The sequence below is a fragment of the Bradyrhizobium sp. Kon56 genome, assembly GCF_055807635.1.
In genome coordinates, this window is record NZ_JBVVOU010000002.1 from 119,213 (window position 1) to 141,905 (window position 22,693).

The 22,693-nt window shown below is 64.1% G+C and carries 26 protein-coding genes; 16 read left to right on the forward strand and 10 right to left on the reverse strand.

Translation table 11 applies throughout. From position 1 onward, the window contains the following. Position 1 precedes the first annotated feature (1 nt). Positions 2–721, forward strand: a complete 720-nt coding sequence (locus AC0L3B_RS03635; protein WP_473380034.1) for an SIMPL domain-containing protein — start codon at positions 2–4, stop codon at positions 719–721. 41 nt (positions 722–762) lie between these two features. Here the strand turns inward: AC0L3B_RS03635 and AC0L3B_RS03640 are convergent, their stop codons facing one another. Continuing rightward, positions 763–1,827 carry an MBL fold metallo-hydrolase gene (locus AC0L3B_RS03640; protein WP_473380035.1) on the reverse strand — a complete coding sequence of 355 codons (1,065 nt, stop codon included), beginning with the start codon at positions 1,825–1,827 and terminating at the stop codon, positions 763–765. Between the two features lie 330 nt (positions 1,828–2,157). Here AC0L3B_RS03640 and ffh point away from each other — a divergent pair, with 330 nt between their 5' ends. The 7 genes from ffh to AC0L3B_RS03675 all read left to right on the forward strand — a co-directional run bounded on the left by ffh (position 2,158) and on the right by AC0L3B_RS03675 (position 8,083). After that, positions 2,158–3,705, forward strand: a complete 1,548-nt coding sequence (gene ffh / locus AC0L3B_RS03645) for a signal recognition particle protein (RefSeq protein ID WP_018459806.1) — start codon at positions 2,158–2,160, stop codon at positions 3,703–3,705. An 86-nt stretch (positions 3,706–3,791) separates the two neighbouring features. Then, entirely contained in the window at positions 3,792–4,124 is a 333-nt protein-coding gene (gene rpsP / locus AC0L3B_RS03650; RefSeq protein WP_007598827.1) for a 30S ribosomal protein S16, read from the forward strand. Positions 4,125–4,133: 9 nt separating this feature from the next. After that, positions 4,134–4,679 (forward strand): ribosome maturation factor RimM, encoded by a 546-nt coding sequence (gene rimM / locus AC0L3B_RS03655; RefSeq protein ID WP_473380036.1) that lies wholly within the window; start codon positions 4,134–4,136, stop codon positions 4,677–4,679. Positions 4,680–4,795: 116 nt separating this feature from the next. Continuing rightward, a complete protein-coding gene (gene trmD / locus AC0L3B_RS03660; protein ID WP_085348440.1) occupies positions 4,796–5,551 on the forward strand; it encodes a tRNA (guanosine(37)-N1)-methyltransferase TrmD in 756 nt (251 codons plus the stop codon). Positions 5,552–5,661: 110 nt separating this feature from the next. Further along, complete coding sequence (rplS, locus tag AC0L3B_RS03665) at positions 5,662–6,048, forward strand: 50S ribosomal protein L19 (RefSeq protein ID WP_007598824.1); 387 nt, start codon at positions 5,662–5,664, stop codon at positions 6,046–6,048. A 323-nt stretch (positions 6,049–6,371) separates the two neighbouring features. Then, positions 6,372–7,778 (forward strand): 3-isopropylmalate dehydratase large subunit, encoded by a 1,407-nt coding sequence (gene leuC / locus AC0L3B_RS03670; protein WP_473380037.1) that lies wholly within the window; start codon positions 6,372–6,374, stop codon positions 7,776–7,778. Between the two features lie 95 nt (positions 7,779–7,873). Beyond that, entirely contained in the window at positions 7,874–8,083 is a 210-nt protein-coding gene (locus AC0L3B_RS03675) for a hypothetical protein (protein ID WP_473380038.1), read from the forward strand. A gap of 54 nt (positions 8,084–8,137) precedes the next feature. On the opposite strand, the gene AC0L3B_RS03680 is transcribed toward AC0L3B_RS03675, so the two are convergent. The 3 genes from AC0L3B_RS03680 to AC0L3B_RS03690 form a co-directional block, all read right to left on the reverse strand. Beyond that, a complete protein-coding gene (locus tag AC0L3B_RS03680; protein ID WP_473380039.1) occupies positions 8,138–8,695 on the reverse strand; it encodes a hypothetical protein in 558 nt (185 codons plus the stop codon). Between the two features lie 159 nt (positions 8,696–8,854). Next, on the reverse strand, positions 8,855–9,115 hold the full coding sequence (locus AC0L3B_RS03685) for a hypothetical protein (RefSeq protein ID WP_026233878.1): 261 nt from the start codon (positions 9,113–9,115) through the stop codon (positions 8,855–8,857). 57 nt (positions 9,116–9,172) lie between these two features. Continuing rightward, a complete protein-coding gene (locus AC0L3B_RS03690; RefSeq protein WP_473380132.1) occupies positions 9,173–9,454 on the reverse strand; it encodes a hypothetical protein in 282 nt (93 codons plus the stop codon). Between the two features lie 154 nt (positions 9,455–9,608). On the opposite strand from AC0L3B_RS03690, the gene AC0L3B_RS03695 reads away from it, so the two are divergent. From AC0L3B_RS03695 to AC0L3B_RS03710, 4 genes are all read left to right on the forward strand, one after another. Next, positions 9,609–10,010: a metallopeptidase family protein gene (locus AC0L3B_RS03695; RefSeq protein WP_085357586.1), complete on the forward strand. Its 402-nt coding sequence runs from the start codon at positions 9,609–9,611 to the stop codon at positions 10,008–10,010. Positions 10,011–10,116: 106 nt separating this feature from the next. After that, entirely contained in the window at positions 10,117–10,722 is a 606-nt protein-coding gene (gene leuD, locus AC0L3B_RS03700) for a 3-isopropylmalate dehydratase small subunit (RefSeq protein ID WP_018459795.1), read from the forward strand. A 136-nt stretch (positions 10,723–10,858) separates the two neighbouring features. After that, on the forward strand, positions 10,859–11,644 hold the full coding sequence (locus AC0L3B_RS03705) for a glycosyltransferase family 32 protein (RefSeq protein ID WP_018459794.1): 786 nt from the start codon (positions 10,859–10,861) through the stop codon (positions 11,642–11,644). A gap of 225 nt (positions 11,645–11,869) precedes the next feature. After that, entirely contained in the window at positions 11,870–12,289 is a 420-nt protein-coding gene (locus AC0L3B_RS03710; RefSeq protein ID WP_368509011.1) for a hypothetical protein, read from the forward strand. A gap of 50 nt (positions 12,290–12,339) precedes the next feature. Here the strand turns inward: AC0L3B_RS03710 and AC0L3B_RS03715 are convergent, their stop codons facing one another. Together AC0L3B_RS03715 and AC0L3B_RS03720 are read right to left on the reverse strand one after the other, a co-directional pair. Further along, entirely contained in the window at positions 12,340–14,034 is a 1,695-nt protein-coding gene (locus AC0L3B_RS03715; RefSeq protein WP_473380040.1) for a caspase family protein, read from the reverse strand. Positions 14,035–14,142: 108 nt separating this feature from the next. Then, positions 14,143–15,024 (reverse strand): HpcH/HpaI aldolase/citrate lyase family protein, encoded by an 882-nt coding sequence (locus AC0L3B_RS03720; RefSeq protein WP_368509009.1) that lies wholly within the window; start codon positions 15,022–15,024, stop codon positions 14,143–14,145. Positions 15,025–15,134: 110 nt separating this feature from the next. Between AC0L3B_RS03720 and AC0L3B_RS03725 the strand changes: the two genes are divergently transcribed. Continuing rightward, complete coding sequence (locus AC0L3B_RS03725; protein ID WP_018459791.1) at positions 15,135–15,779, forward strand: carbonic anhydrase; 645 nt, start codon at positions 15,135–15,137, stop codon at positions 15,777–15,779. A 115-nt stretch (positions 15,780–15,894) separates the two neighbouring features. Here the strand turns inward: AC0L3B_RS03725 and AC0L3B_RS03730 are convergent, their stop codons facing one another. Continuing rightward, complete coding sequence (locus tag AC0L3B_RS03730) at positions 15,895–16,929, reverse strand: aspartate-semialdehyde dehydrogenase (RefSeq protein ID WP_018459790.1); 1,035 nt, start codon at positions 16,927–16,929, stop codon at positions 15,895–15,897. A gap of 116 nt (positions 16,930–17,045) precedes the next feature. Here AC0L3B_RS03730 and AC0L3B_RS03735 point away from each other — a divergent pair, with 116 nt between their 5' ends. Together AC0L3B_RS03735 and AC0L3B_RS03740 are read left to right on the forward strand one after the other, a co-directional pair. Next, positions 17,046–17,834: a hypothetical protein gene (locus AC0L3B_RS03735; protein ID WP_473380041.1), complete on the forward strand. Its 789-nt coding sequence runs from the start codon at positions 17,046–17,048 to the stop codon at positions 17,832–17,834. 156 nt (positions 17,835–17,990) lie between these two features. Further along, positions 17,991–18,377: a hypothetical protein gene (locus tag AC0L3B_RS03740; RefSeq protein ID WP_018459788.1), complete on the forward strand. Its 387-nt coding sequence runs from the start codon at positions 17,991–17,993 to the stop codon at positions 18,375–18,377. A 148-nt stretch (positions 18,378–18,525) separates the two neighbouring features. On the opposite strand, the gene leuB is transcribed toward AC0L3B_RS03740, so the two are convergent. After that, entirely contained in the window at positions 18,526–19,638 is a 1,113-nt protein-coding gene (gene leuB / locus AC0L3B_RS03745) for a 3-isopropylmalate dehydrogenase (protein WP_473380042.1), read from the reverse strand. 132 nt (positions 19,639–19,770) lie between these two features. Here leuB and AC0L3B_RS03750 point away from each other — a divergent pair, with 132 nt between their 5' ends. Continuing rightward, positions 19,771–20,961 carry a YbfB/YjiJ family MFS transporter gene (locus AC0L3B_RS03750; RefSeq protein WP_018459786.1) on the forward strand — a complete coding sequence of 397 codons (1,191 nt, stop codon included), beginning with the start codon at positions 19,771–19,773 and terminating at the stop codon, positions 20,959–20,961. A 138-nt stretch (positions 20,962–21,099) separates the two neighbouring features. Here AC0L3B_RS03750 and AC0L3B_RS03755 read toward each other — a convergent pair whose 3' ends face one another. Beyond that, entirely contained in the window at positions 21,100–21,882 is a 783-nt protein-coding gene (locus AC0L3B_RS03755; protein WP_204512876.1) for a molybdopterin-dependent oxidoreductase, read from the reverse strand. 14 nt (positions 21,883–21,896) lie between these two features. After that, a complete protein-coding gene (locus AC0L3B_RS03760) occupies positions 21,897–22,526 on the reverse strand; it encodes a cytochrome b/b6 domain-containing protein (protein ID WP_018459784.1) in 630 nt (209 codons plus the stop codon). Between the last annotated feature and the right edge of the window lie 167 nt (positions 22,527–22,693).

Here is a 22,693-nt window from a genome sequence, read left to right on the forward strand (position 1 = left end):
GATGAAAAAGCCTGCCATCCTTTTGACCTCCCTTGTTGCGTCCTTTGCCGCCACGATGCTGGCAACGCCTGCGCTCGCCGACGATTTTCCGTCCGCGATTTCGGTGAGCGGCGAAGCCACGATCTCCGCCGCGCCTGATCTGGCGCAGATCGACGCCGGCGTCGCCAACGACGCCAAGTCTGCGAAGGAAGCCTGCGACGCCAACAACGCCGCGATGGGCAAGGTGCTGCTGGCGCTGAAGGGCGCAGGCATTGACGAGAAGGACTACCAGACCTCGCGGCTGTCGCTGCAGCCGCAATACGGCCAGAACAAATCCACCGGCGCCTCGCCCGTGGTCGGCTTCCGCGCCTCCAACCGCGTCACCGTGAAGATCCGCGACGTGACCAAGGTCGCCGCCATCATCGACACGCTGGTCGGCGCCGGCGCCAATGATATCGGCAACATCTCCTTCGAGGTGACGCAGGCCTCGAAACTGCTCGACGATGCCCGCGAGAAAGCTGTCGCAGACGCCCGCCGCAAAGCGGAGATCTACGCCAGGGCCACCGGCGTCACGCTCGGAGCGCCGCTCAGCGTCTCCGAAGGCGGCGCCCCGATGCCGCTGTTCAAGGGACGCATGGCCGCAGCTCCCATGGCCGCACCGCAGGCCGCGGTCGCGCCGGGCGAGGAAACGCTAGCGGTGACGGTGAATGTGAGCTGGGCGATCAAGGCCAAAGAGCAATAGGCGCAGCTGCCGCTACAGACTCCATTGTCGTCCCGGCGAAGCTAAATCTCCACCACCTGCCCCGGCTTCATCGCCACAAATCTTTCCTGCGAAACCTTTGCCGCGTCGAGCGCCTCGACCAGCGCTTTCGCCGGCGCATCGATTGCTTCATCGGTCAGCTGAAACGTGCCGTGGTGATGCCCGAGTGCGGCTTGCGCGCCGCAATCCGCGAGCGCCTTCACCGCGTCTTCCGGGTTCATGTGCTGGTCGCGCATGAACCAGCGCGGCTCATAGGCGCCGATCGGGAGGATCGCCAGGCGGAGCGGCCCGTGCCTCTCGGCGACGCGGCGGAAATGCCCGCCATCGCCGTAGCCGGAATCGCAGACGACGTAGATTTTCCCCGCAGGCGTCTCCAGCACGAAACTCGCCCACAGCGCCTTGTTGCGATCGAACATGCCGCGCGCCGACCAGTGCCGGGTCGGCACCAGGGTCACGGCGATACCGCCGCCGAGCTCGACGCGATCATGCCAGTCGAACGCTTCCACCTTGATCGTCGCATCGGTGCTGCGCATCGTGACGTCATTGCCGAGCGGGGTCACCACACGCGGCGCAAAATTCTTGGCGAGCCGCGACAGCGTCGCCATGTCGAGATGATCGTAATGGCCGTGCGAGACCAGCACGACATCGATCTTCGGCAGCTTGTCGAACGCAATGCCGGGATCGTTGTGCCGTTTCGGCCCGGCGAAGCTGACGGGCGAGACCCGCGTCGACCAGACGGGATCGACGAGAATATTGAGGCCGCCGGTCTGGATCAGCCAGCTGGCGTGGCCGACGAAAGAGAGCCGCACCTTGTCGCCGTGGACGCGGTCGGGCGGGGCGTCGGCATGGGGGCTCGGCGCCCAATCCGGCCAAGTCGCGCGCTGCCGCTTGCCGCCGAATTGCCAGCGCAGGACCTCACGAAGCGATTTCGGCGGCACGCCGTCCGGATCGAAGAAGTTCAGGCCGTCGAAATGGTCGGAGACCGGGCCGTCATAGGTTTTCATGCGGGACATCCAAAGGGAGGGCACGCCGACCAATGCGCCGGCACCGGCGAGCAGTCCGAAAAGGCGGCGGCGGGTGATCGGCACGGAACTGGCTTCAAAGATGGTCGGAGGGGGAGGACATCACCGCTATATGGGCGGGGTCTGCGGAAAAGGAACCCGCCGCCGGAAAGTTCATCTTTTCAAGGCTTTGCCTTCCAAAGCAGCCCCGGCCACCCTAACTTTCCTTGACTTTCGGGCGTCAGCGGCGTTTAACCCCGGCACTTCTCGGAAAGGCTTTCTTTTCGACCCGCCGACTGGTCCCAGAGGCCAGAGGCCAACGCCCGACAGCGCGATGCGCCCTCGGGCGTGAAGGTGTTTGGATTTCTGCTCCCTCGCCCCGCGCTTGCGGGGAGAGGTGAAAAAAGGACAACGGCATTGTTCGACAATCTGTCGGAACGGCTTGGCGGCATTCTCGATCGTCTGACGGGGCGCGGTGCGCTGACCGAAAAGGACGTCGACGCCGCGATGCGCGAAGTGCGCCGCGCACTGCTGGAAGCCGACGTCGCGTTAGAGGTGGTGCGCAGCTTCACCGAGCGGGTCCGCGAGCAGGCGATCGGCGCCACCGTCGTCAAGTCGGTGACGCCAGGCCAGATGGTGGTCAAGATCGTCCATGACGAGCTGATCAACACGCTCGGCGCCGAAAGCCAGACCATCGACATCAATTCCGTGCCGCCGGTGCCGATCATGATGGTCGGTCTGCAAGGCTCCGGCAAGACCACCACCACCGCAAAGCTCGCCCGTCGCATGGTCCAGCGCGACAAGCGCAAGGTGCTGATGGCGTCGCTCGACATCTACCGTCCCGCGGCGATGGAGCAGCTGGCCGTCCTGGGCCGCGATCTCGACATTCCGACGCTGCCGATCGTCGCCGGCCAGCAGCCGGCGCAGATCGCGAAGCGCGCGCTCGAGGCCGGCAAGCTCGGCGGCTACGACGTCGTGCTGCTCGACACTGCCGGCCGTACCACGCTCGACGAAGAGATGATGGCGGAAGCGGCAGCGATCAAAGCCGCCGCCAATCCGCATGAAGTGCTGCTGGTGGCGGACAGCCTCACCGGCCAGGACGCCGTCAATCTCGCTCGCGCCTTCGACGAGCGCGTCGGCCTCACCGGTATCGTGCTGACGCGCGTGGACGGCGACGGCCGCGGCGGCGCCGCGCTGTCGATGCGCGCGGTCACCGGCAAGCCGATCAAGCTGCTCGGCACCGGCGAAAAGACCGATGCGCTGGAGGATTTCCATCCCGACCGTATCGCCGGCCGCATCCTCGGCATGGGCGACGTGGTCTCGCTGGTCGAACGCGCTGCCGCCAACATCGATGCCGAAAAGGCCGCGCGCACCGCCGAGCGCATGCGCAAGGGTCAGTTCGACCTCAACGACATGCGCGAGCAGCTGTTGCAGATGGCCAATATGGGCGGCATCAGCGGCCTGATGGGCATGATGCCCGGCATCGCCAAGATGAAGAACCAGATCGCGGCCGCCGGCATCGACGACAAGATTTTGAAGCGCCAGGTCGCGGTGATTGATTCGATGACGCGCGACGAGCGCCGTCATCCGGATTTGCTCAAGGCCAGCCGCAAGAAGCGCATCGCCGCAGGTTCCGGCCAGAGCGTCGAGCAGGTCAACAAGCTGCTCAAGATGCACCGGAACATGGCCGATATGATGAAGGCCATGGGCTCCGGCAAGCGCGGTCCGCTCGCGGGCATAGCGCAGGCGATGGGCTTTGGCGGCGGCATGAAGCCGCCTTCGCCGGAAGAGATGAAGGCGCTGCAGGAGAAGATGCAGGGTGGCGGCGGACAGGGTCTGCCCAGCCTGCCGAAGGATCTACCTGCCGGGCTGCGCCAGGGTCTGCCGAACGTTCCGGGCCTGACCGGGCTGAGCGGCAAGCCGATGCTGCCGGGTCTCGGCGGTTTCCCTGGCAAGAAGAAATGAGGAATTCGTCGCGGGAGATCGCAGCGGTCTCGCGCAACGCGGAATACCAATCAACCGAACAAAACGTACTTTGAAGGAGAACTTAGATGTCCGTCGTTATCCGTCTCGCCCGCGCTGGCACCAAGAAGCGTCCCGTCTATCACGTCGTCGTCGCCGATTCGCGCTTTCCGCGCGATGGCCGCTTCATCGAGCGTCTCGGCTATTTCAACCCGCTGCTGCCGAAGGACAACGAGACCCGGCTGAAGCTCGACATGGACAAGGTGAAGGCCTGGCTCGCCAAGGGCGCGCAGCCGTCGGACCGTGTATCGCGCTTCCTCGACGCCGCCGGCGTCAAGAAGCGCGAAGTGCGCAACAACCCCGAGAAGGCCGTGCCGCGCAAGGAGCGCAAGGCGCAGGCCGAAGCCGCCGCGAAGGGTTAAGGCCAGATCATGCCGGCGCTGGTCTGCGTCGCGCGGATCGGCGCCGCGCATGGTGTGCGCGGCGCGGTCAAACTGTGGACCTTCACGGAAGATCCGTTTGCCGTGCGGAGCTACGGTCTGCTTTCGTCCAAGGACGGCAAGCGCCAGTTCGAGGTCGCAACGGCGCGCGCGGCCAAGGATCATCTGGTTGCAACGTTCAAGGGCGTCACGACTCGCGATGAGGCCGAGCGCCTCAACGGCATCGAGCTCTACGTCGCGCGCGAAAAGCTGCCCGCGACGGACGAGGGCGAATATTACCACACCGATCTGATCGGGCTCGCCGCCGTCACCATGGCCGGCGATGCGCTCGGCCGCGTGCTCGCGATCCACAATTTCGGCGCCGGTGACATCATCGAGATTGCGCCGCCCACAGGCACCACGATGCTGCTGCCGTTCACCGATGCGGTGGTGCCGGAGGTCGACATCGCCGGCGGCCGCGTCGTGATCGCGCTGCCGGAGGAGATCGCGGGCGAGGATCCCTCCCCGGGTCGTCCCGGCGAAGGCCGGGACCCATAACCACCGCCAGAATTTTTAGCTAAGCTGATCGCTCCAGCCGTCGCAAAACGAAGTGCGGTGGTTCCGGGTCCCGGATCTGCGCTCCGCTTGTCCGGGACGACAATAACTGAGATCCGATGACCAACCCCTCACCCTGGCGCGCGACGGTGCTGACGCTGTTTCCGGAGATGTTTCCGGGGCCGCTGGGCGTGAGCCTGGCCGGCCGGGCGCTGGCTGGCGGGCTCTGGGAGCTGGAGGCGCGGGACATCCGGGCCTCGGCCACCGACCGCCACCGCAGTGTCGATGACACCCCGGCCGGCGGCGGACCGGGCATGGTGCTTCGGGCCGATGTTCTGGCGGCCGCGATCGATGCCGCCGGGATCGGCCCGGACCGGCCGAAACTGCTGATGAGCCCGAGGGGTCGGCCATTGACCCAGGCCCGGGTTCTCGAACTCGCCAAGGGCCCGGGTCCTCTGATCGTCTGCGGGCGGTTCGAGGGGGTGGACCAGCGCGTGATCGACGGGCGGGGCCTGGAGGAGGTCTCGATCGGGGACTACGTCCTCTCCGGCGGCGAAATCGCGGCCCTGGCCCTGATCGACGCCTGTGTTCGGCTGCTTCCGGGCGTGATGGGCAAGGAGGCCTCGGGAACCGAGGAAAGCTTCTCGGACGGCCTGCTCGAATACCCCCAATACACCCGGCCGCAGCGGTTCGAGGGAACCCCGATTCCGGAGATCCTGACCTCCGGTGACCATGCCAAGGTCGCCAGCTGGCGGCGGGCGGAATCCGAGGCCCTGACCGCGGCCCGGCGACCGGATTTGTGGGCCCAGATCCCGAGCAAAGTCCCGAATCGGGGCGGACGCCAAAAAACGCCAAAAAACAAGACAGACGGGTGACAAACGCTCCGGCTTGCCTTATAGCAGCGGCCACATCCGCAATGGCTGGATAAACGAATTTCGCGCAGCCCCCGTTTTCCAAGGCTGGGCGCGCCGATGGAGATTTACCCATGAACCTGATCCAACAGCTCGAAAAAGAGCAATTCGACAAGCTCTCCGCCAACAAGGAGATTCCGGAATTCGGCCCCGGCGATACCGTGATCGTCAACGTGAAGGTTGTCGAAGGCGACCGCACCCGCGTGCAGGCCTATGAAGGCGTTTGCATCGGCCGTTCCGGCGGCGGTCTCAACGAGAGCTTCACGGTGCGCAAGATTTCGTACGGCGAAGGCGTGGAGCGCGTGTTCCCGGTGATGTCGCCGATGATCGACTCGATCAAGGTGGTGCGCCGCGGCAAGGTGCGTCGCGCCAAGCTCTATTATCTCCGCAACCTTCGCGGCAAGTCGGCCCGCATCGTCGAGAAGAAGCAGGACCGACCGGCTGCTGCCGTCAACGAGTAAGCTCCGCTTACAGGCGAGTTTCCAAAAGCGCGGGGCCAACCCCGCGCTTTTTTGTTGCGTCAGCCGTGCGCGTCAAAGCCCTCGCGATTCCGGCTCGGCCTGCTATATATTCTCGGAATGTTTCCAGATTTGACCAGCCTCTCGCCCGTCAAGCGCGTCGTCATCGACGATCGCTCGCGGCTGCCTGGCCGGTTCTTCGGACGCTTCGCGACCTCGGCAACGTCAGAGCTTACGCGCGCAGCCTAAAAGCTGCGCTGACGATTTTGTTGCCCGCGCGCTATCCGCGCAACCCGCTCTACACAACATTCCTGGAGCTGACGCTCATGTCCAAGCCGACCACATTGTACGACAAGATCTGGAACGACCATCTGGTGCACGAAGCCGAGGACGGCACCTGCCTGCTCTATATCGATCGCCATCTGGTGCACGAGGTCACTTCACCGCAGGCGTTCGAAGGCTTGCGCGCCACCGGACGCAAGGTGCGCGCGCCGGAGAAGACGCTGGCCGTCGTCGACCACAACGTGCCGACCACCGACCGCACCAAGCCGAACCCCGACCCTGAAAGCATCGAGCAGATCAAGGCACTGGCCGACAACGCCCGGGAATTCGGCATCGAATATTACGACGAGTTCGACAAGCGTCAGGGCGTCGTCCATGTCATCGGCCCCGAGCAGGGCTTTACGCTGCCCGGCACCACCATCGTCTGCGGTGACAGCCACACCTCGACGCATGGTGCGTTCGGCGCGCTCGCGCACGGCATCGGCACGTCCGAAGTCGAACATGTGCTGGCGACGCAGACGCTGATCCAGAAGAAGGCGAAGAACATGCGCGTCATTGTCGACGGCAAATTGCCGGATGGCGTGACGGGCAAGGACATCATCCTCGCCATCATCGGCGAGATCGGCACCGCGGGCGGTACCGGCTACGTGCTCGAATACGCCGGCGACGCGATCCGTGCGCTCAGCATGGAAGGCCGCATGACGGTCTGCAACATGTCGATCGAAGGCGGTGCACGCGCCGGATTGGTCGCGCCGGACCACAAGGCGTTCGACTTCCTGCGCGGCCGCCCGAAGGCGCCGAAGGGCGCCGACTGGGACGCGGCGATGCGCTACTGGGAGAAGCTGCGCTCGGACGAGGGCGCGCATTTCGACCACGAGCTGCGGCTCGATGCCGCGAAGCTGCCGCCGATCGTGACCTGGGGCACGAGCCCTGAAGACGTGATCTCGGTCACCGGCAGCGTGCCCGATCCCGACAAGATCGCGGACGAGGCCAAGCGCCTGTCGAAGCACCGCGCGCTGAAATACATGGGCCTGACCGCGGGGACGAAGATCACCGACATCAAGCTCGACCGCATCTTCATCGGCTCCTGCACCAACGGCCGGATCGAGGATCTGCGCGCCGCCGCCAAGATCGCGGAAGGCAAGCAGGTCGCAGGCGGCGTCAACGCCATGGTCGTGCCGGGCTCCGGCCTCGTGAAGGAGCAGGCCGAGGCTGAAGGTCTGGACAAGATCTTCATCAAGGCCGGCTTCGAATGGCGCGAGCCCGGTTGCTCGATGTGCCTCGCGATGAACCCCGACAAGCTGGCTCCGGAAGAGCGCTGCGCCTCGACCTCGAACCGCAACTTCGAGGGCCGCCAGGGCTTCAAGGGCCGCACCCATCTGGTGTCGCCGGCGATGGCCGCAGCCGCTGCGATCGCGGGTCACTTCGTCGACATCAGGGAGTGGCGGTAAGCTGCTCCCTGCAATTTGAGTGATTGCGGCAAACCGCCGTTAATCGGCAGCGCCGACACTGCGTCCTCGCGAGCGTTTCGCGAGGACACCAGCTCATGGCCAGCAAGCCTGAATATGTCGATCTGATCAGCGCGGCGACGCCCCAGCACCGGCGGCGCGCGGCACCGCTGCGCATGGTCGCCAAGCCCGAGGTCGAGGAGGCCTCGAAGCTCAGCCGCTGGCCGCCGGCGATGTTCAAGCAATGGAAGATCGAGAACCTGGCGCGCTGGACGTCGGCGACGTGGAAACTGAAGGATTGGCTTTAAGCCACCGGATGAACAAAGGGCGCCGTCGAGGCGCCCTTTTCATTTCGATCGTGCTTACCAATAGCGGTACGGATGGTGCCAGCGATGCCAGCGGCAGACGCGGCGCGGGCCGTAATAGGTCCAGATGACCCGGCAGCGGCGCGGATGGTGGTAATAGGGATAGTAGCCGCCATAGTAGCGCCGATGGAAATGGCGATAGCCGTAATGCGGGCGATAGATGCCGTAGCGATGGAATCCGCCTCCGCCATAGTGGCGAACTCCGCCGTAGCGATAGCCGCCGCCATGAAACGCGGGCGCGGCGCGGAAGCCACCCGCGTGGAAGCCACCGCCGCGGAAGCCACCGATATGTCCTCCGCCACCGTGGAAGCCGCCGCCACCGTGGAAACCGCCGCCGCCATGAAAGCCGCCGCCATGTCCACCACCACCGCCGCCGCCGTGGCGAACCTGGATCATGTCGTCACTTGCGGCCTTCGCCGCAGGCAACGCGGTCGGATTGATTGGTGTCATCGCTTCAGCGCGGCGCGTCGTGCCGGCCGACAACATCAGCGTCGCGGCGGCCGCAATTCCGAGCAAGCGCATCGGGCTTGCCTTGAGACCCAATATCCTCAGCATCGACTTCTCCCTGAATCTGGACAGCGGAGTTGCGACGCTCGCTCCCGGCTCGCGTCATCCGTGTTCATTGGCGGTCGCTCCCGAGATTAAATTACGGACAGCGACGTGAACCCATCATGAATGAACGGCATTCCGCGGAAGCGCCTGCAGGCTAGTGCATCACCGCCACGGTCCATAGCCGAACACGAATGGCGCCGGCACGGCATAGGGATAGGGGCGGTAGAACACCGGCCGCGCGTAATAGTGCGGATCAGGACGCGGAGCGTAATGCATGATGTCGGGCCGCACATGTCGCCCTCCGTCGAACGCCGCGCGCCCTGCCGAGGCATCCGGCAGCTTCGTCACCCTATGCGCTGCAAAAGCGTGAGGCAGGCCTGCGGCAAGTCCGGCAGCGACGGCCAACGCGATCCATCTCATCATGACGGCCTCTGCCTGCAACATGGCGCTTCATCGGCGCGCGACGGCATCGCGCTCGTATCAGCCCCGGCGCCAGTAGCAGCTCATATGCGGCACGATCACCGTGCCGCTCGGGCGATATTCCTGCACATAGGTGGCGTTGCACTCGCGGACCGCATCGGGACCGGGATTGTAGCGGGGATAGACGCCATCCGGACTGTAATAGGGCGTGACGCGCAGGCGCGCCGGGGGCCGCTTGCGCGGCGGCGGCAGATCGTCTCGCGAGGCCGCTTGGGCCAGCCTGATCCCGAGAGCCGCGGTCTGGGCCTCCGCGCCAACGCAAAACTGCGAAAACAACCCCATGCACAGTAGCGTCAGCGCTGTTTTCGCTCGCATTTTTCTGCCCACCTGAACGTCCACTTCGAGGCCTACGCTCCCCGTTTTGACGGCGCTCGTCAACCTCGCCGCGCTTATAAAGCCGGATGCATCGCCGCGAAACCCACGCTATGAGAAGCCCATGTGGACGGAATTGAAAGCGCCCTCGCTGGCCGAGATGGAAGCGATGGCGCATGAAGTGTTCGAACGCCTGCCGGCGGAGTTTCGTAGGCTGTGCGAGGGCGTGATCATCCGCGTCGACGACTTCCCCACCGAGGAAGTCCTGGACGAGATGGCATGCGAGAGCGAGTTCGACCTGCTCGGCCTGTTCCAGGGCGTCGGCCTGCCGCAGCAGAGTTTTGCCGACGTGGCGCGGCTGCCCAACATGGTCTGGCTCTACCGCCGGCCGATCCTGGATTACTGGGCCGAGCACGACGAAAGCCTCGGCCATATCGTTCGCCACGTCCTGATCCACGAGATTGGCCATCATTTCGGCTTGTCGGACGACGATATGGCCGCGATCGAGGCTCAAGAGCCGGGTTGAGCAGAGAGCCCGGTTAGGCAGACGAGATCTGCCGAATTCGGCCTAGGATTTCCGCCCCGATCGCGATAAATACCGGTTCCCTAGACCATCCCGGGAAAGCGCAACCATGGACAAGTTCACCACGCTGGAAGGCGTCGCGGCGCCGCTGAAGATCATCAATGTCGACACCGACATGATCATTCCGAAGCAGTACCTCAAGACCATCAAGCGCACCGGCCTTGGCAAGGGGCTCTTCTCCGAGCAGCGCTACAAGGACGACGGCAGCGAGAACCCCGATTTCGTCCTCAACCAGCCCGCCTATCGCAACGCGAAGGTGCTGGTCGCCGGCGACAATTTCGGCTGCGGCTCGAGCCGCGAGCACGCGCCCTGGGCGCTGCTCGACTTCGGCATCCGCTGCGTGATCTCGACCTCGTTCGGCGACATCTTCTACAACAACTGCTTCAAGAACGGCATTCTGCCGATCCGCGTGGCCCAGGAAGACCTCGACAAGCTGTTCGACGACGCCGAGCGCGGCGCCAACGCGACGCTGACGATCGACCTGCCGAACCAGGAGATCCGCGGTCCCGACGGCGGCAAGGTCAAGTTCGAGATCGACCCGTTCCGCAAGCACTGCCTGATCAACGGCCTCGACGACATCGGCCTGACGATGGAGAAGAAGGCCTCGATCGACACCTATGAGGACAAGCTCAAGCGCGAACGCGCCTGGGCCTGATCTCAAGTTTTTGTTCAAGCCCCGGTGCTACAAGCGCCGGGGCTTTTTCTTTGTTCTGATTATCCCGTATCTTTCGAGCATGATCTTGTCGGAAAACCGCTGCACACTTTTCCGGATCATGCTCTAAGCTCCGCGCATGCTGCCCGACATCGTCACCTTCTGGCACGGCCCGATGGACGCCTTGCGCCAGACCTGTCTGCGCTCGCAGCTGGCTGCCGGCCACAAGGTCACGGTCTACAGTTTTGACACCATTCCCGGCCTGCCCGCAGGCGTCGAGAATGCCGATGCCGAAGCTATCCTGCCACATGCGTTCTCCGAACGATTGCGACCGCCGCAGCCGGACGGCAGCTGGCGCGACTGGACCACGCTTCAGTTCAGCGACTTCTTCCGCATGAAGCTGATGGCGAAGGACCTCGGCCTCTGGCTCGACGCCGACGTGCTGCTGCTCAGGCCCGTCGAGATCGATCCGGCAAAGCCCTATTTCGCGTGGGAGCGGCCGCGCCAGCTCGGCAACTCCGTGATTTACCTTCCACCTGAACACGGCATCGTTGCCGCTTTCGAAGAGCTGATGGAGCAGGAGGAGCTGACGCCGAACTGGCTGTCGCTGCGCCATCGCGTCACGTTTGCGATGCGCCGCCTGCGCGGCGGCTCGAACCGCCTCTCCGACATCCGCGTCGCGATCTTCGGGCCGGCGGCACTCACCGCGCTCGCGCGCCGCACCGGCGAGCTGCACTGCGCCTTGCCGAAGCAATCGTTCTACGCCGTGCATGCCGAGCCAAAACTGTTCTTCGATCCCTCGAGCTATCTCGGCCTCGTCACTGACCGCGACATCATCGGCCTGCATATCTCGCCCAAGGGCCGCGGCGGTGAGAAGCCGATCCCGGGCAGCCTGTATGCGTGGGCGGCGGAGCGGTTCGCATAATTTTCTCCGCTGTGCGGCGCTCTCGCGCCCGGACGCAGCGCAGCGCGAAGCGGTGCGTTGCTGAGCCGGGGCCCAGCGATGCGGCGAGATGGCTCCGGCTCTGCGAGCAGCGCTTCACGCTGCAGCGCGTCCGGGACACGAGAGCTGTCTTTGATCCAGCGCAACGCGCACCTGCACCATTGTGCCTAATCTCGCTCCAATTCCGTCGTTCGAATGGAGCTTCGCATGAGCACCGCAACCAGGCCTTATCCCATTGTCCAGGACCTCATCGAGTCCTTTGCAAGCTGGCTGAAGCATCGCCGCGAGCTGAACGAGATCCGGCAGCTCGACCGCGCCGATTTCGACCGGATCGCGCAAGACCTGCGGATCGCGCCTGACGATCTGGAATATCTGGTCCGTCACGGCAAGCACGCCGCCGACGAGCTGCCGAAGATGCTGGAGCAGCTCGGCATCAGCGCCGAAGGGCTCGGCCGCGCGCATCCGCTGCTGCTGCGCGACATGGAGCGGGTGTGCGCGCTTTGCAGCCACAAGGGCCAGTGCGATCGCGAGCTGGCCGACGGCACCGCCGCGGAGAACTATCTCGGCTTCTGCGCCAATGCCTCGACACTGGAGTCGCTCGACCGTGCGGATCACGCGCATCGCTAAGGCATTGCCCTTATCAAAGGATTAGTTTAGCGGCGGATGTCCCGCCGGTGCTAGATCACGCCCGTACGGGCACAAGCCTCGCGCCGGGCAAATCCTTTGACGAGCTTTCTGCAAACACGATAGCGCTCTTCCATGCTCGTCCCACTGACATTGCCTGACGGGCTCGGTTCGGCCGCGCGTTCCTTTTTGGCGGCACGAGGCTGCGAGGTTTTCTCGCGCTTGCTTGAAGCATCCTCCGGCGCTGGCACGAGCTTGCAGACAGGGCGGAGCTCTATGTTCGCCTTCTCAGTTGGATTTTCCTTGTTGACGGACGACAGCGTAAGGACGTTCTTGTCCATCCTGACGGTGACGGGTGTTCCGCTGATGGAAAATTTGTCGTTCACAATGTATTCGGCAAACGACCGGTACCCCGCCTCATCCTTCACCCACGATGCCTTTGTCGGCGGTCCCCAGAGGTAGTGTCCCTTGGCTAACCCGGTGGCAGAGACCTCCGTAACGATCAGCATGGCATACCGTCCTTTGCCATTCGTCCATCCACGTTTGTTGGACCACACGCCGACAAATCTGGAGTTAGCATTGAGCGGATCATTCTGATCAGGCGATATAGCGTAGCTTGGCAGTTTGAGTTGCTGAGCTGCCGCGATGGCTGCAACTTTCTGGTTATCTTCGGGCGCAAATAGATTTCGGACGACGGTTTTTGCGTCCGGTTTCGGAGGGGCAGCTGGGGATGAGAGCACCGCAACTTCGTTGGCCTTGAAATTCTTCACCCGCTGGCGCGCTTCTGCGGCGTGGCTGCTGCGGGGGTACCTGGTCAGAAACTCCTCGTAGAGGCCTGCCACCGTGGACGTCTGGATAGCCAGCCAAAACTTCTCGTCCTCCGCGGCATCTGCAGGCGCGGGAGCCGACGCGACTGGCGCTTGAGCGCTCGCCACCGGAGCTCTCAGGTAAATCTCTTCCTTCGACAAAGAGCCGTATACGAAAGGCTGCTGCTCGCGTCTGGTGGCCGCCATCACGTCGTCACGAACACGACGAAACAGAAACGATATCTCCAGCCCCGGCGTTTCAATGTGGCGAAGGAGCGATGCCGTGAATGGGCTGTTCCGGCCATCCCCGTCGCTTGCCGTAGTACCGTCCCGGGCGGCGTACGCAATCAGAACGTTATCGGATGGCTCCGTCGGAGCGAGTCCGCGAGCCACGGCCCGGGTGCTCAGCGAGCGTCTCATCTTTGCGGCAAAAGGATTGTTGCGGCATGCGTCCAGTATCACAAGGCCCAACTTTCGTGCCTTCGAAACCTGAAGGCTCACCGAGCGCAGGCTGATGGCCTCGCTTTCGATGTCGGTATCGCTGCGCAGCTCTGCGCCGACCGGAATCAGCCAGTTCTCGCCGCTGACCTCCATGCCGTGCCCGGCATAGAAAACGACCGCAAGGTCTGCTCCCTCCGCAGAGCGGCCGAACTCGACGACAGACTTCCTCATCTCTTGCGCAGTCGCGTTCTTGACCTGGGTGACTTTGAAGTCGAGCCGCTCCAGCGCGCGGCCGATGTCGGCCGCATCGCGCGTCGGGTTCGGCAACTCGGGTACCTTCTCGTAGGCGCCGTTACCGATGACGAGCGCAACCCGAACCTGCTGCGCAAGCGCCGGCGTGGCGAATGAAAATGACGTAACGAGAAGGACTGCTAGAAAAAAAATGCGCATCAAATGCTTGCCCGGATCAATATCGAGCGTGAGGGTAGCATTGTCTTTCACCACCGCAACGGGAAAAGCCGGGATCGTGGTCGTTCAGAGAACCACGGCTCCCCGAGCATACCGGTGACCGCGTCAATGTTCGTTCGGCTTGAGCGCAACCGCGTGCCCTCAGCCCTTCCCCATCGCCGCAATCGCGTCCGCGATCTCGATCGTGCGCCGTGCCATGTCGGCGTGCAGGCGCTCCACCATGGCGCCGTCGAGACGGATCGCGCCGCGCGAGACGTTCTCCGGCAATCCGAACGCGGCGATGATCTTTCGCGCGCGCGCGACTTCCTCCTCCGGCGGGGTGAAGATCGCGTTGCAGGCTTCGATCTGCGAGGGGTGAATCAGCGTCTTGCCGTCGAAACCGAGATCGCGGCCTTGCGCGCATTCGGTGGCGAAACCATCGGAGTTGGCGATGTCGCTATAGGGGCCGTCGAGGATTTCGAGGCCATGGGCGCGCGTCGCCAGGATGCAATGGGAGATCATCGGGATCATCGCCGCGCGGCCCGGCAGCATCTTGATGCGCGTCTCGCGCGAGATGTCGTTGGGCCCGAACACGAAGCCTGACAGGCGCCGCGCTGGATCGCGCCCGGCGGCAGCGAGTTCCTCGGCATGCAGCACCGCGCGCGCGGTCTCGATCATGGCCCAGACCTTTACGGTCGGCGCCGCGCCGAGCTCGGCGAGACGGCGGCCGATCGTGTCGAGCTCCTCCACGCGTGAAACCTTTGGAACCAGGATGCCGTCGGGCGAGGCCTTCGCCGCCATCGCGACGTCGTCGGCCCACCAGGGCGTGTCGAGGCCGTTGGTCCGGATCAGGATCTCGCGCTTGCCGAACCCTTTGGCCGCGATCGCGGCCGCGATGCCATCGCGTGCCACTGCCTTGGCATCGGGCGCGACGGAGTCTTCCAGGTCGAGGATCAGGCCGTCGGCGGCGAGATTGCGCGCCTTTTCCAGCGCGCGGGGGTTGGAGCCGGGCATGAACAGATGGCTGCGGCGCGGGCGGGTCATGCAAGCGTTCCTTCCGGTTTCCTCATCTCATTCCGACCGAAGCCGATAGCATCTGGCCTGCCTATTCGAAAGGCTTGTTCGTCCCAGCGGTATATGATTAGGCATAGGCCATGACCACATTCCCAGAGCATTTGCTGGAAGGCTACAAGGCCTTCGCCACCCAGCGGCTGCCGACCGAGCAGACCCGCTACCGCGAGCTGTCGGTGAAGGGGCAGTTCCCTGAAGTGATGGTGATCGGCTGCTGCGACAGCCGCGTCTCGCCCGAAGTGATCTTCGACGTCGGGCCGGGCGAACTCTTCGTCGTCCGCAACATCGCCAATCTGGTGCCGGTGTATCAGCCCGACGGCAACGCGCATGGCGTCTCGGCGGCGCTGGAATATGCCGTGACGGTGCTGAAGGTGAAGCACATCGTGGTGCTCGGGCACGCCCAGTGCGGCGGCATCCGTGCTTTCGTCGACAAGATCGAGCCGCTCACGCCGGGCGACTTCATCGGCAAATGGATGCAGATGTTCATCAAGCCGGGGGAAGTGGTGGAGCAGCGCGACCACGAGACCATGGCGCAATTCGTCGAGCGCATCGAGAAGGCCGCGGTGTTCCGCAGCCTGGAAAACCTGATGACCTTCCCGTTCGTGCAGAAGGCGGTCGAGAGCGGCCAGATGCAGACCCACGGCGCCTATTTCGGCGTCGCGGAGGGATCACTGTTCGTGCTGGACAAGGCGGCGAAGGAATTCAGGAACGCGCGCGAGATGGCGTAGGTCCGCAGCTCTTGTGGGGTGGGCAAAGCGAAGCGTGCCCACCACTTTTATAGCAATTGTGGAGAGATGGTGGGCACGGCGCTTCGCGTCTTTGCCCACCCTACGGCAGCACGGCTTACGCCGCCTTCTTCTTCGCGCTGATCAGCTTGCGGTTGATCAGGACTTCCGCGATCTGGATCGCGTTGAGCGCGGCGCCCTTGCGTAGATTATCCGAGACGCACCACAGCACGAGACCGTTCTCCACCGTCGCGTCCTCGCGGATACGGCTGATATAGGTGGCGTCCTCGCCGGCGGCTTCATACGGCGTGGCGTAGCCGCCGGGCTCATGCTTGTCGATGACGAGACAACCCGGCGCCTTGCGCAGGATGTCGCGTGCTTCGTCCGCGCTGATCGGGTTCTCGAACTCGATGTTGACGGCCTCGGAATGGCCGACGAAAACTGGCACGCGCACGCAGGTCGCGGAGAGCTTGATCTTGGGATCAAGAATCTTCTTGGTCTCCGCCATCATCTTCCACTCTTCCTTGGTGTAGCCGTCCTCCATGAAGACGTCGATCTGGGGGATGACGTTGAAGGCGATGCGCGCCGGAAACTTGTTATTGATCAGCTCCTGGTTGGTGTAGACGGCCTTGGTCTGCGAGAACAGTTCGTCCATCGCGTCCTTGCCGGCGCCCGACACCGATTGATAGGTCGAGACCACGACGCGCTTGATCGTCGCCTTGTCGTGCAGGGGCTTGAGCGCGACCACGAGCTGCGCGGTCGAGCAGTTCGGGTTGGCGATGATGTTCTTCTTCTTGAAGCCCGCGGTGGCGTCCGCATTCACTTCCGGCACGATCAACGGCACGTCCGGATCCATGCGCCAGGCCGAGGAATTGTCGATCACGACCGTGCCGGCGGCGCCGATCTTCGGCGACCATTCCTTCGACACCTCGCCGCCGGCCGACATCAGGCAGATGTCGACGTCGGAGAAGTCGTAATGCTCGAGCGCTTTGACCTTCAGCGTGCGGTCGCCGTAGGAGACCTCGACGCCCATGCTGCGGCGTGAGGCCAGGGCCACCACCTCGTCCGCGGGGAATTTACGCTCATCAAGGATGTTGAGCATTTCCCGTCCGACATTGCCGGTCGCGCCGACGACTGCGACTTTGTAACCCATCGTTCACTCTCCGACGAAAAAGCTCTTTCCTGAAGCTCAGGCTTAAACAGGAAGAGCAGCGCTTCTATGCGAGAACCGGCCTCAAGACAACGTTGGACCATGCCTTAGGGACGTGGATGCAGTCGCCCGAGGCCAGCACGGCCACAACCCCTACCCAGATCCATCTGGCGCTTGCAGCCTTCGCCGACGAGGTCGTCGGCACGCTGGCGCGCCTGTTCGCCTATGTGGGGATTTTGGTACTGTTTGCCATCCTCGGCCTTGCCGCACTCGGCCAGCTGCCCAACTTGCGCGACGATGATCCGGCGCTGAAGCCCGATTGGAGCGTGGCCGACCGGTCGCCTCCGGCCTTCGCCCTCAGCCGGCTGGATTCGTCAGAAAAAACAGCTTCTTACGCGATCTTCAGGCATCCCGAAGGCGGCCGCAGGGACGTGATGCGCTGGGCCAGCGAGGCAGACAGGACCGTGGCCGAGCTCGAGATTTACCGGGAAGGCGGCGAATTCGACGTGACGCGTCCGGCAACAATGGATCTGGCCGTCCGGATGGGACTGGGCACCGCGACCCCGCTGGAGCAAGCCGGCCTGATCGACACGAAATTCGGCCCCGTCGCCCTATTCCAGCCGACCGGTCCGGCGGAGGGCGCGCGGGCCTGCCTCGGCTACCTCAAGCGCAGCGAGGAGCCGGCGCTCCAGATCTCCGGATTCTCCTGCCAGGGCGACAGCCTGCCTCCGCGGCGCGCCGCGATCGCCTGCACGCTGAACCGGCTAACGCTGCTGACCTCGGGCAACGAGCCGAAGCTGGCCGAATTGTTCGCCCATGCGGAGCTGAAGCGCCGCCCCTGCGCGCCCCCGGGCGCGTCGGACTGGCTGCTCGGCGCCGCCAATGCGCAGTTGCGCGGCGCGCTCTGATCGGCATCAAGCTCAAGTGGCTGTATCCATGCAACTTTTGCCGGCGCGCACGATTATTCAGCGCTGGTGTGACCCAATAGACCTAGTTGCAGCCGCCCCGGCCGGGTTAGTATGAGCGTGAAATTGATTGGCGGCTTGCCGCCTGAAGGGGACGTGATGAGCTCGAATTTCTCTGCCGCGAACAAACTGGCGATGTGGCTTACGGCCGGCGCCGTGATTGCCATGTCCTCAGCCTTCGCGACACCCGCCTCGGCCGACACCAAGAAGCAGCGCTATGACAGCGGCCGTCACTATTACGGCCCGAGCGGCCCCAATTCGAGCTATCAGCAGGGCCGCACCCGCATCTATGTGAGCAAGCGCTCCTGGCTCGACGGCGGCACCGAGGTCAATCCGGGCGACCGCAAGTTCTCCGACTACGCCTTCCCGCCGGCGGTAGGCTATCCGACCTTCGCGCGCGAAAATCTCAACCGCCCGATCGATCGCCAGCCGCTGAGCACGCCGCAGGATGTTGGCGGCTATCCGCAGAATTTCCCGCTGTACTGAGGCGGACATATCGACCGAATCAAATGGCCGGGCTCGCGCCCGGCCATTTTTGTTTGTCGTGTAGCCCGGATGGAGCGAAGCGCAATCCGGGATTTTCGACACGCGGGAAGAACGCCGGATTTCGCTTCGCTCCATCCGGGCTACGGCTCTAAGCGTGCAGCTTCTGCAATTCCTTCAAAATCGCTTCGCCCATCTGCGTGGTCGAGGCGGCAGTGGTGCCTTCCGACTTGATGTCGGCGGTGCGCAGGCCGCTGGCCAGCACCGCGGCGATCGCGGCGTCGACCTTGTCGGCGAGCGCGCCCATGTCGAAGGAGTAGCGCAGCGCCATGCCGAAGGACGAGATCATCGCGATCGGATTGGCGAGGCCCTGGCCTGCGATATCAGGCGCCGAGCCGTGCACGGGCTCGTACAGCGCCTTGCGCTTCTTGCTCTTGACGTCGACCTCGCCGAGCGAGGCCGAGGGCAGCATGCCGAGCGATCCCGTCAACATCGCAGCAATGTCGGACAGCATGTCGCCGAACAGATTGTCGGTGACGATGACGTCGAACTGCTTCGGCCATTTCACCAGCATCATGCCGCCGGAATCGGCGAGCTGATGCTCGAGCGTGACGTCGGGATATTCGCGCTTGTGGACCTGGGTCATGACCTCATTCCAGAGCACGCCCGACTTCATGACGTTGCGCTTCTCCATCGACGTCACCTTGTTCTTGCGCTTCTTCGCAAGCTCGAAGGCGACGCGGCCGATGCGCTCGATCTCATAGGTGTCGTAGACCTGGGTATCGATGGCGCGCTTCTGGCCGTTGCCGAGATCGGTGATGGTCTTGGGCTCGCCGAAATAGACGCCGCCGGTGAGTTCGCGCACGATCATGATGTCGAGGCCCTCGACCGCCTCGCGCTTCAGGCTGGAGGCCTCCGCCAGCGCCGGGTAGCAGACCGCGGGACGGAGGTTGGCGAACAGACCGAGATCCTTGCGCAGGCGCAGTAGGCCGGCTTCGGGGCGCACCTCGTAGGGCACCGCGTCCCATTTGGGACCGCCGACCGCACCGAAGATGATGGCGTCGGCCTCCTTGGCCTTGGCCATGTCGCCTTCCGAGATCGACACCTTGTGTGCGTCATAGGCCGAACCGCCAACGAGGCCGGTGTCGGTCTCGAACTTGGCGATGCCCGCCGAATTGAGCCAGTCGATCAGCCGCTTCACCTCGCCCATCACCTCGGGGCCGATACCGTCGCCGGGAAGCAGCAGCAGTTTGTGGGTCGCCATGGTCGTTTCCTCTGAGGTCGATTTCGGCCGGAGTGCTAGAGCGGCGTTGCGTGCTTGGCAAGACACCATTGCCGCTTCGGTTCTGTGCAACGCGGGCAGGGCCTGCCACACTGCGCATGCCGGAGTACCCATTTGCACGCCCCTGAACGTCCCCCGCCCGACGCCCATCCCGCGCGGCTGATCCTGACCCTGTCGCTGGCTGCGACGGTTGGGCTGGGTATCGGCCGCTTCGCCTATTCGCTGGTGCTGCCCGACATGCGGGAGGACCTCGGCTGGTCCTACTCGGCGGCCGGTTTCATGAACACCATCAACGCCGTCGGCTACCTCGCGGGCGCGCTTGTGGCATCCCGGTTGATCGAACGGGTCGGCTGGTCGGCCGCGATCCGTGGCGGAACCCTGGCCTGCGTCGCCGCGCTTGCGACTTGCGCGCTGACCGGGAACTTCGTTGCGCTGAGCCTGGCCCGTCTCGTGCTGGGCGTTGGCGCCGCGGCCGGTTTCGTCGCCGGCGGCGCGCTGGCCGCTTCCATTGCGCAGTCGCGCCCGGAGCGGGCCAATTTCCTGCTGAGCCTGTTCTATGCCGGACCCGGCATCGGCATTCTCGCCTCGGGCCTGATCGCCCCGTTCACGCTGCAATATTTCGGGCCGGGCTCGTGGTGGATCGTGTGGTGGGCGATGACGCTGCTGTCTGTCGTCATGACCGTGCCGCTGTTCCTGGTCCGCATCGAGAGCGGCGTGCGTTTCTCGCAAGGCGGCCACGGCGCCTTCGCCATTTTTCCGGTGCTGATCTACCTCGCCGGCTACTTCCTGTTTGGCGCGGGTTACATCGCCTACATGACCTTCATGATCGCCTATGTGCGCGACGGCGGCGGCGGGGCCGCAGCGCAGGCCGCGTTCTGGAGCCTGATTGGCTTGAGCGCCTTCGTCACGCCGTGGGCCTGGCGCCGCGTGCTCGCGCTCGATCGCGGTGGTCTTGCCACCGCCATCATCCTCGGCACCAACGCGCTCGGCGCCGCCCTGCCGATGCTCGGGCATTCGCCGGCATGGCTCGCGGTCTCGGCGATCGTGTTCGGCGTCGCCTTCTTCGCCGTAGTCGGCTCGACCACCGCCTTCGTGCGCTTCAACTATCCGCCCGAGGTGTGGCCGACCGCGATCGCGGCGATGACGATCTCGTTCGGCGTCGGCCAGACGCTGGGCCCGATCGTGGTCGGCGCGATCACGGACGCGCTGGGGAGCTTGAGTTACGCGCTGAATGTGTCGGCGGCGCTGCTGGCGCTGGGCGCGGTTGCCGCGCTGTGCCAGCGGAAAGTGGAGCCGGCCTCATAACAAGTGTCGTCCCGGCGAAGGCCGGGACCCATAACCACAGGGAGCATTTTGGGGAAGACTGGTCGTTCGGGATTGGCATCTAGCGAAAATCGATAGACCTCGCGGTATGGGCCCCGGCCTTCGCCGGGACGACAACAGCTAGCTTCCGCTGAACGAATTGTACCCCTGGTCTTCCCAATAGCCGCCCTTGTAGTCGTTGGTGACTTCCATCGACACCACGTATTTCGGGTTCTTGAAGCCGAGCTTGGTCGGCACGCGGATCTTCATCGGGAAGCCGTAGGCGCGCGGCAGGATTTCGCCGGCATATTTGAACGTCATCTGGGTCTGCGGATGCAGCGCGGTGCGCATGTCGAGCGGAGAATTGTAGCCGTCCTTGTCGGCGCACTGGAACCAGACATACTTTGCGCGGGTGTCGGCGCCGATCAGCTTAAGGAAGTCGCGCATGGGTGTACCGGTCCAGCTGCCGATCGCGCTCCAGCCCTCGACGCAGATGTGACGGGTGATCTGCGTAGCCTGCGGCAGCTTGTACAGCTCGGGAAGCGTCCACGACTTCTTGTTCTCGACGAGACCGCGGACTTCGAGCTTCCAGTCGGCACCGTCGACATCGGGCGCGTCGTCGAGATCGTAATAGGCGTTGAACGGAAACGGTTTTGTGATCGCGCTCTCGGGAAACGTCGGCGCCAGCGCGTCGGGATTGAAGATGAAATCCTGCACGGCATCGTTGAATTTCGAAACCGACTTCAGCATCTCCTCCGCGGAGGACGAGTCGATCACGTCGCAGCCGGTGAGCAGCGTCAGCGCCCCGAGGCTTGCGCCGCCCGCGATGAAGCGGCGGCGGCTGACCTCTGGCATCGTCTTGATGGAATCCTTGATCAGCAGCCGCTTGTCGACGCCCGGGATCAGGAATGAGCGCTTCGCCATGACTCTCTCTCCACTCAACGGCCGATGATCATCGCGCGCAGGCTCTTCGGCACCAGCAGCGCGAGTAAAACATGAATGACCAGGAAGGCGCAGATCGCGGCCATGCAGAAGAAATGGATGTAGCGCGCGGTCGGATAGTCGCCGAACAGGGACACGAGCCAGTGCAGTTGCACCGGTTTCCACATTCCCAGCCCCGACAGCACGATGATCACGCCGATCAATATGATGCCGGCATAGAGCACGCGCTGGACGTAATTGTAGACGGAGAGATCGGCATGGCCGAGCTTGAAGGTCAGCGCAGCCCTGACGTCGTGGAGCACGCCGGATGGGGTGATCGGCAGCAGTTTTTTCCGGAAGCGGCCGGTGGCAAGGCCGGTGACGAGATAGGCAAGGCCGTTGATCATCAACAGCCACATCGCCGCAAAGTGCCAGAGCAGGCCGCCACCGAGCCAGCCGCCGAGCGTGTACTCGCGCGGAAAGCTGAAACCGAACAGCGGCGAGGCGTTGTAGATCTGCCAACCCGACAGGATCATCAGGATCATGGCGAAAGCGTTGATCCAGTGCATGACCCGGACCCAGGCCGGCTGGATCACTTTGGCCGGGGTGGCGCTGACCTGCTCGTCGGTGACTGTGAGGCTCGACATGGCGGTTCCGTCCTGAACATCGTCTGACAGCAATTATACGCCGATGCTTCCGCTTTCGTTACGCCCTGTTCGGCATCGAATCCATGTCGGCTGGCTATCGTGGTCACAATAAAGCGAGCCGGGTACCCCCGGCTCGCCATTTCGTCGCATCCGGTTCGGGGATGAAG

Excerpts from the sequence above, each read along its gene's own strand:
- AC0L3B_RS03725 (WP_018459791.1), top strand. The coding sequence starts at position 15,135 with ATGACCACATTCCCAGAGCATTTGCTGGAAGGCTACAAGGCCTTCGCC.
- rpsP (WP_007598827.1), top strand. The coding sequence starts at position 3,792 with ATGTCCGTCGTTATCCGTCTCGCCCGCGCTGGCACCAAGAAGCGTCCC.
- AC0L3B_RS03710 (WP_368509011.1), top strand. The coding sequence starts at position 11,870 with ATGAGCACCGCAACCAGGCCTTATCCCATTGTCCAGGACCTCATCGAG.
- AC0L3B_RS03675 (WP_473380038.1), top strand. The coding sequence starts at position 7,874 with ATGGCCAGCAAGCCTGAATATGTCGATCTGATCAGCGCGGCGACGCCC.
- AC0L3B_RS03735 (WP_473380041.1), top strand. The coding sequence starts at position 17,046 with ATGCAGTCGCCCGAGGCCAGCACGGCCACAACCCCTACCCAGATCCAT.
- AC0L3B_RS03705 (WP_018459794.1), top strand. The coding sequence starts at position 10,859 with ATGCTGCCCGACATCGTCACCTTCTGGCACGGCCCGATGGACGCCTTG.
- AC0L3B_RS03680 (WP_473380039.1), bottom strand. The coding sequence starts at position 8,695 with ATGCTGAGGATATTGGGTCTCAAGGCAAGCCCGATGCGCTTGCTCGGA.
- AC0L3B_RS03685 (WP_026233878.1), bottom strand. The coding sequence starts at position 9,115 with ATGATGAGATGGATCGCGTTGGCCGTCGCTGCCGGACTTGCCGCAGGC.
- rimM (WP_473380036.1), top strand. The coding sequence starts at position 4,134 with ATGCCGGCGCTGGTCTGCGTCGCGCGGATCGGCGCCGCGCATGGTGTG.
- leuD (WP_018459795.1), top strand. The coding sequence starts at position 10,117 with ATGGACAAGTTCACCACGCTGGAAGGCGTCGCGGCGCCGCTGAAGATC.
- leuC (WP_473380037.1), top strand. The coding sequence starts at position 6,372 with ATGTCCAAGCCGACCACATTGTACGACAAGATCTGGAACGACCATCTG.
- trmD (WP_085348440.1), top strand. The coding sequence starts at position 4,796 with ATGACCAACCCCTCACCCTGGCGCGCGACGGTGCTGACGCTGTTTCCG.
- AC0L3B_RS03690 (WP_473380132.1), bottom strand. The coding sequence starts at position 9,454 with ATGGGGTTGTTTTCGCAGTTTTGCGTTGGCGCGGAGGCCCAGACCGCG.
- AC0L3B_RS03755 (WP_204512876.1), bottom strand. The coding sequence starts at position 21,882 with ATGGCGAAGCGCTCATTCCTGATCCCGGGCGTCGACAAGCGGCTGCTG.
- AC0L3B_RS03720 (WP_368509009.1), bottom strand. The coding sequence starts at position 15,024 with ATGACCCGCCCGCGCCGCAGCCATCTGTTCATGCCCGGCTCCAACCCC.
- AC0L3B_RS03740 (WP_018459788.1), top strand. The coding sequence starts at position 17,991 with ATGAGCTCGAATTTCTCTGCCGCGAACAAACTGGCGATGTGGCTTACG.
- rplS (WP_007598824.1), top strand. The coding sequence starts at position 5,662 with ATGAACCTGATCCAACAGCTCGAAAAAGAGCAATTCGACAAGCTCTCC.
- AC0L3B_RS03635 (WP_473380034.1), top strand. The coding sequence starts at position 2 with ATGAAAAAGCCTGCCATCCTTTTGACCTCCCTTGTTGCGTCCTTTGCC.
- AC0L3B_RS03695 (WP_085357586.1), top strand. The coding sequence starts at position 9,609 with ATGTGGACGGAATTGAAAGCGCCCTCGCTGGCCGAGATGGAAGCGATG.
- AC0L3B_RS03730 (WP_018459790.1), bottom strand. The coding sequence starts at position 16,929 with ATGGGTTACAAAGTCGCAGTCGTCGGCGCGACCGGCAATGTCGGACGG.
- leuB (WP_473380042.1), bottom strand. The coding sequence starts at position 19,638 with ATGGCGACCCACAAACTGCTGCTGCTTCCCGGCGACGGTATCGGCCCC.
- AC0L3B_RS03760 (WP_018459784.1), bottom strand. The coding sequence starts at position 22,526 with ATGTCGAGCCTCACAGTCACCGACGAGCAGGTCAGCGCCACCCCGGCC.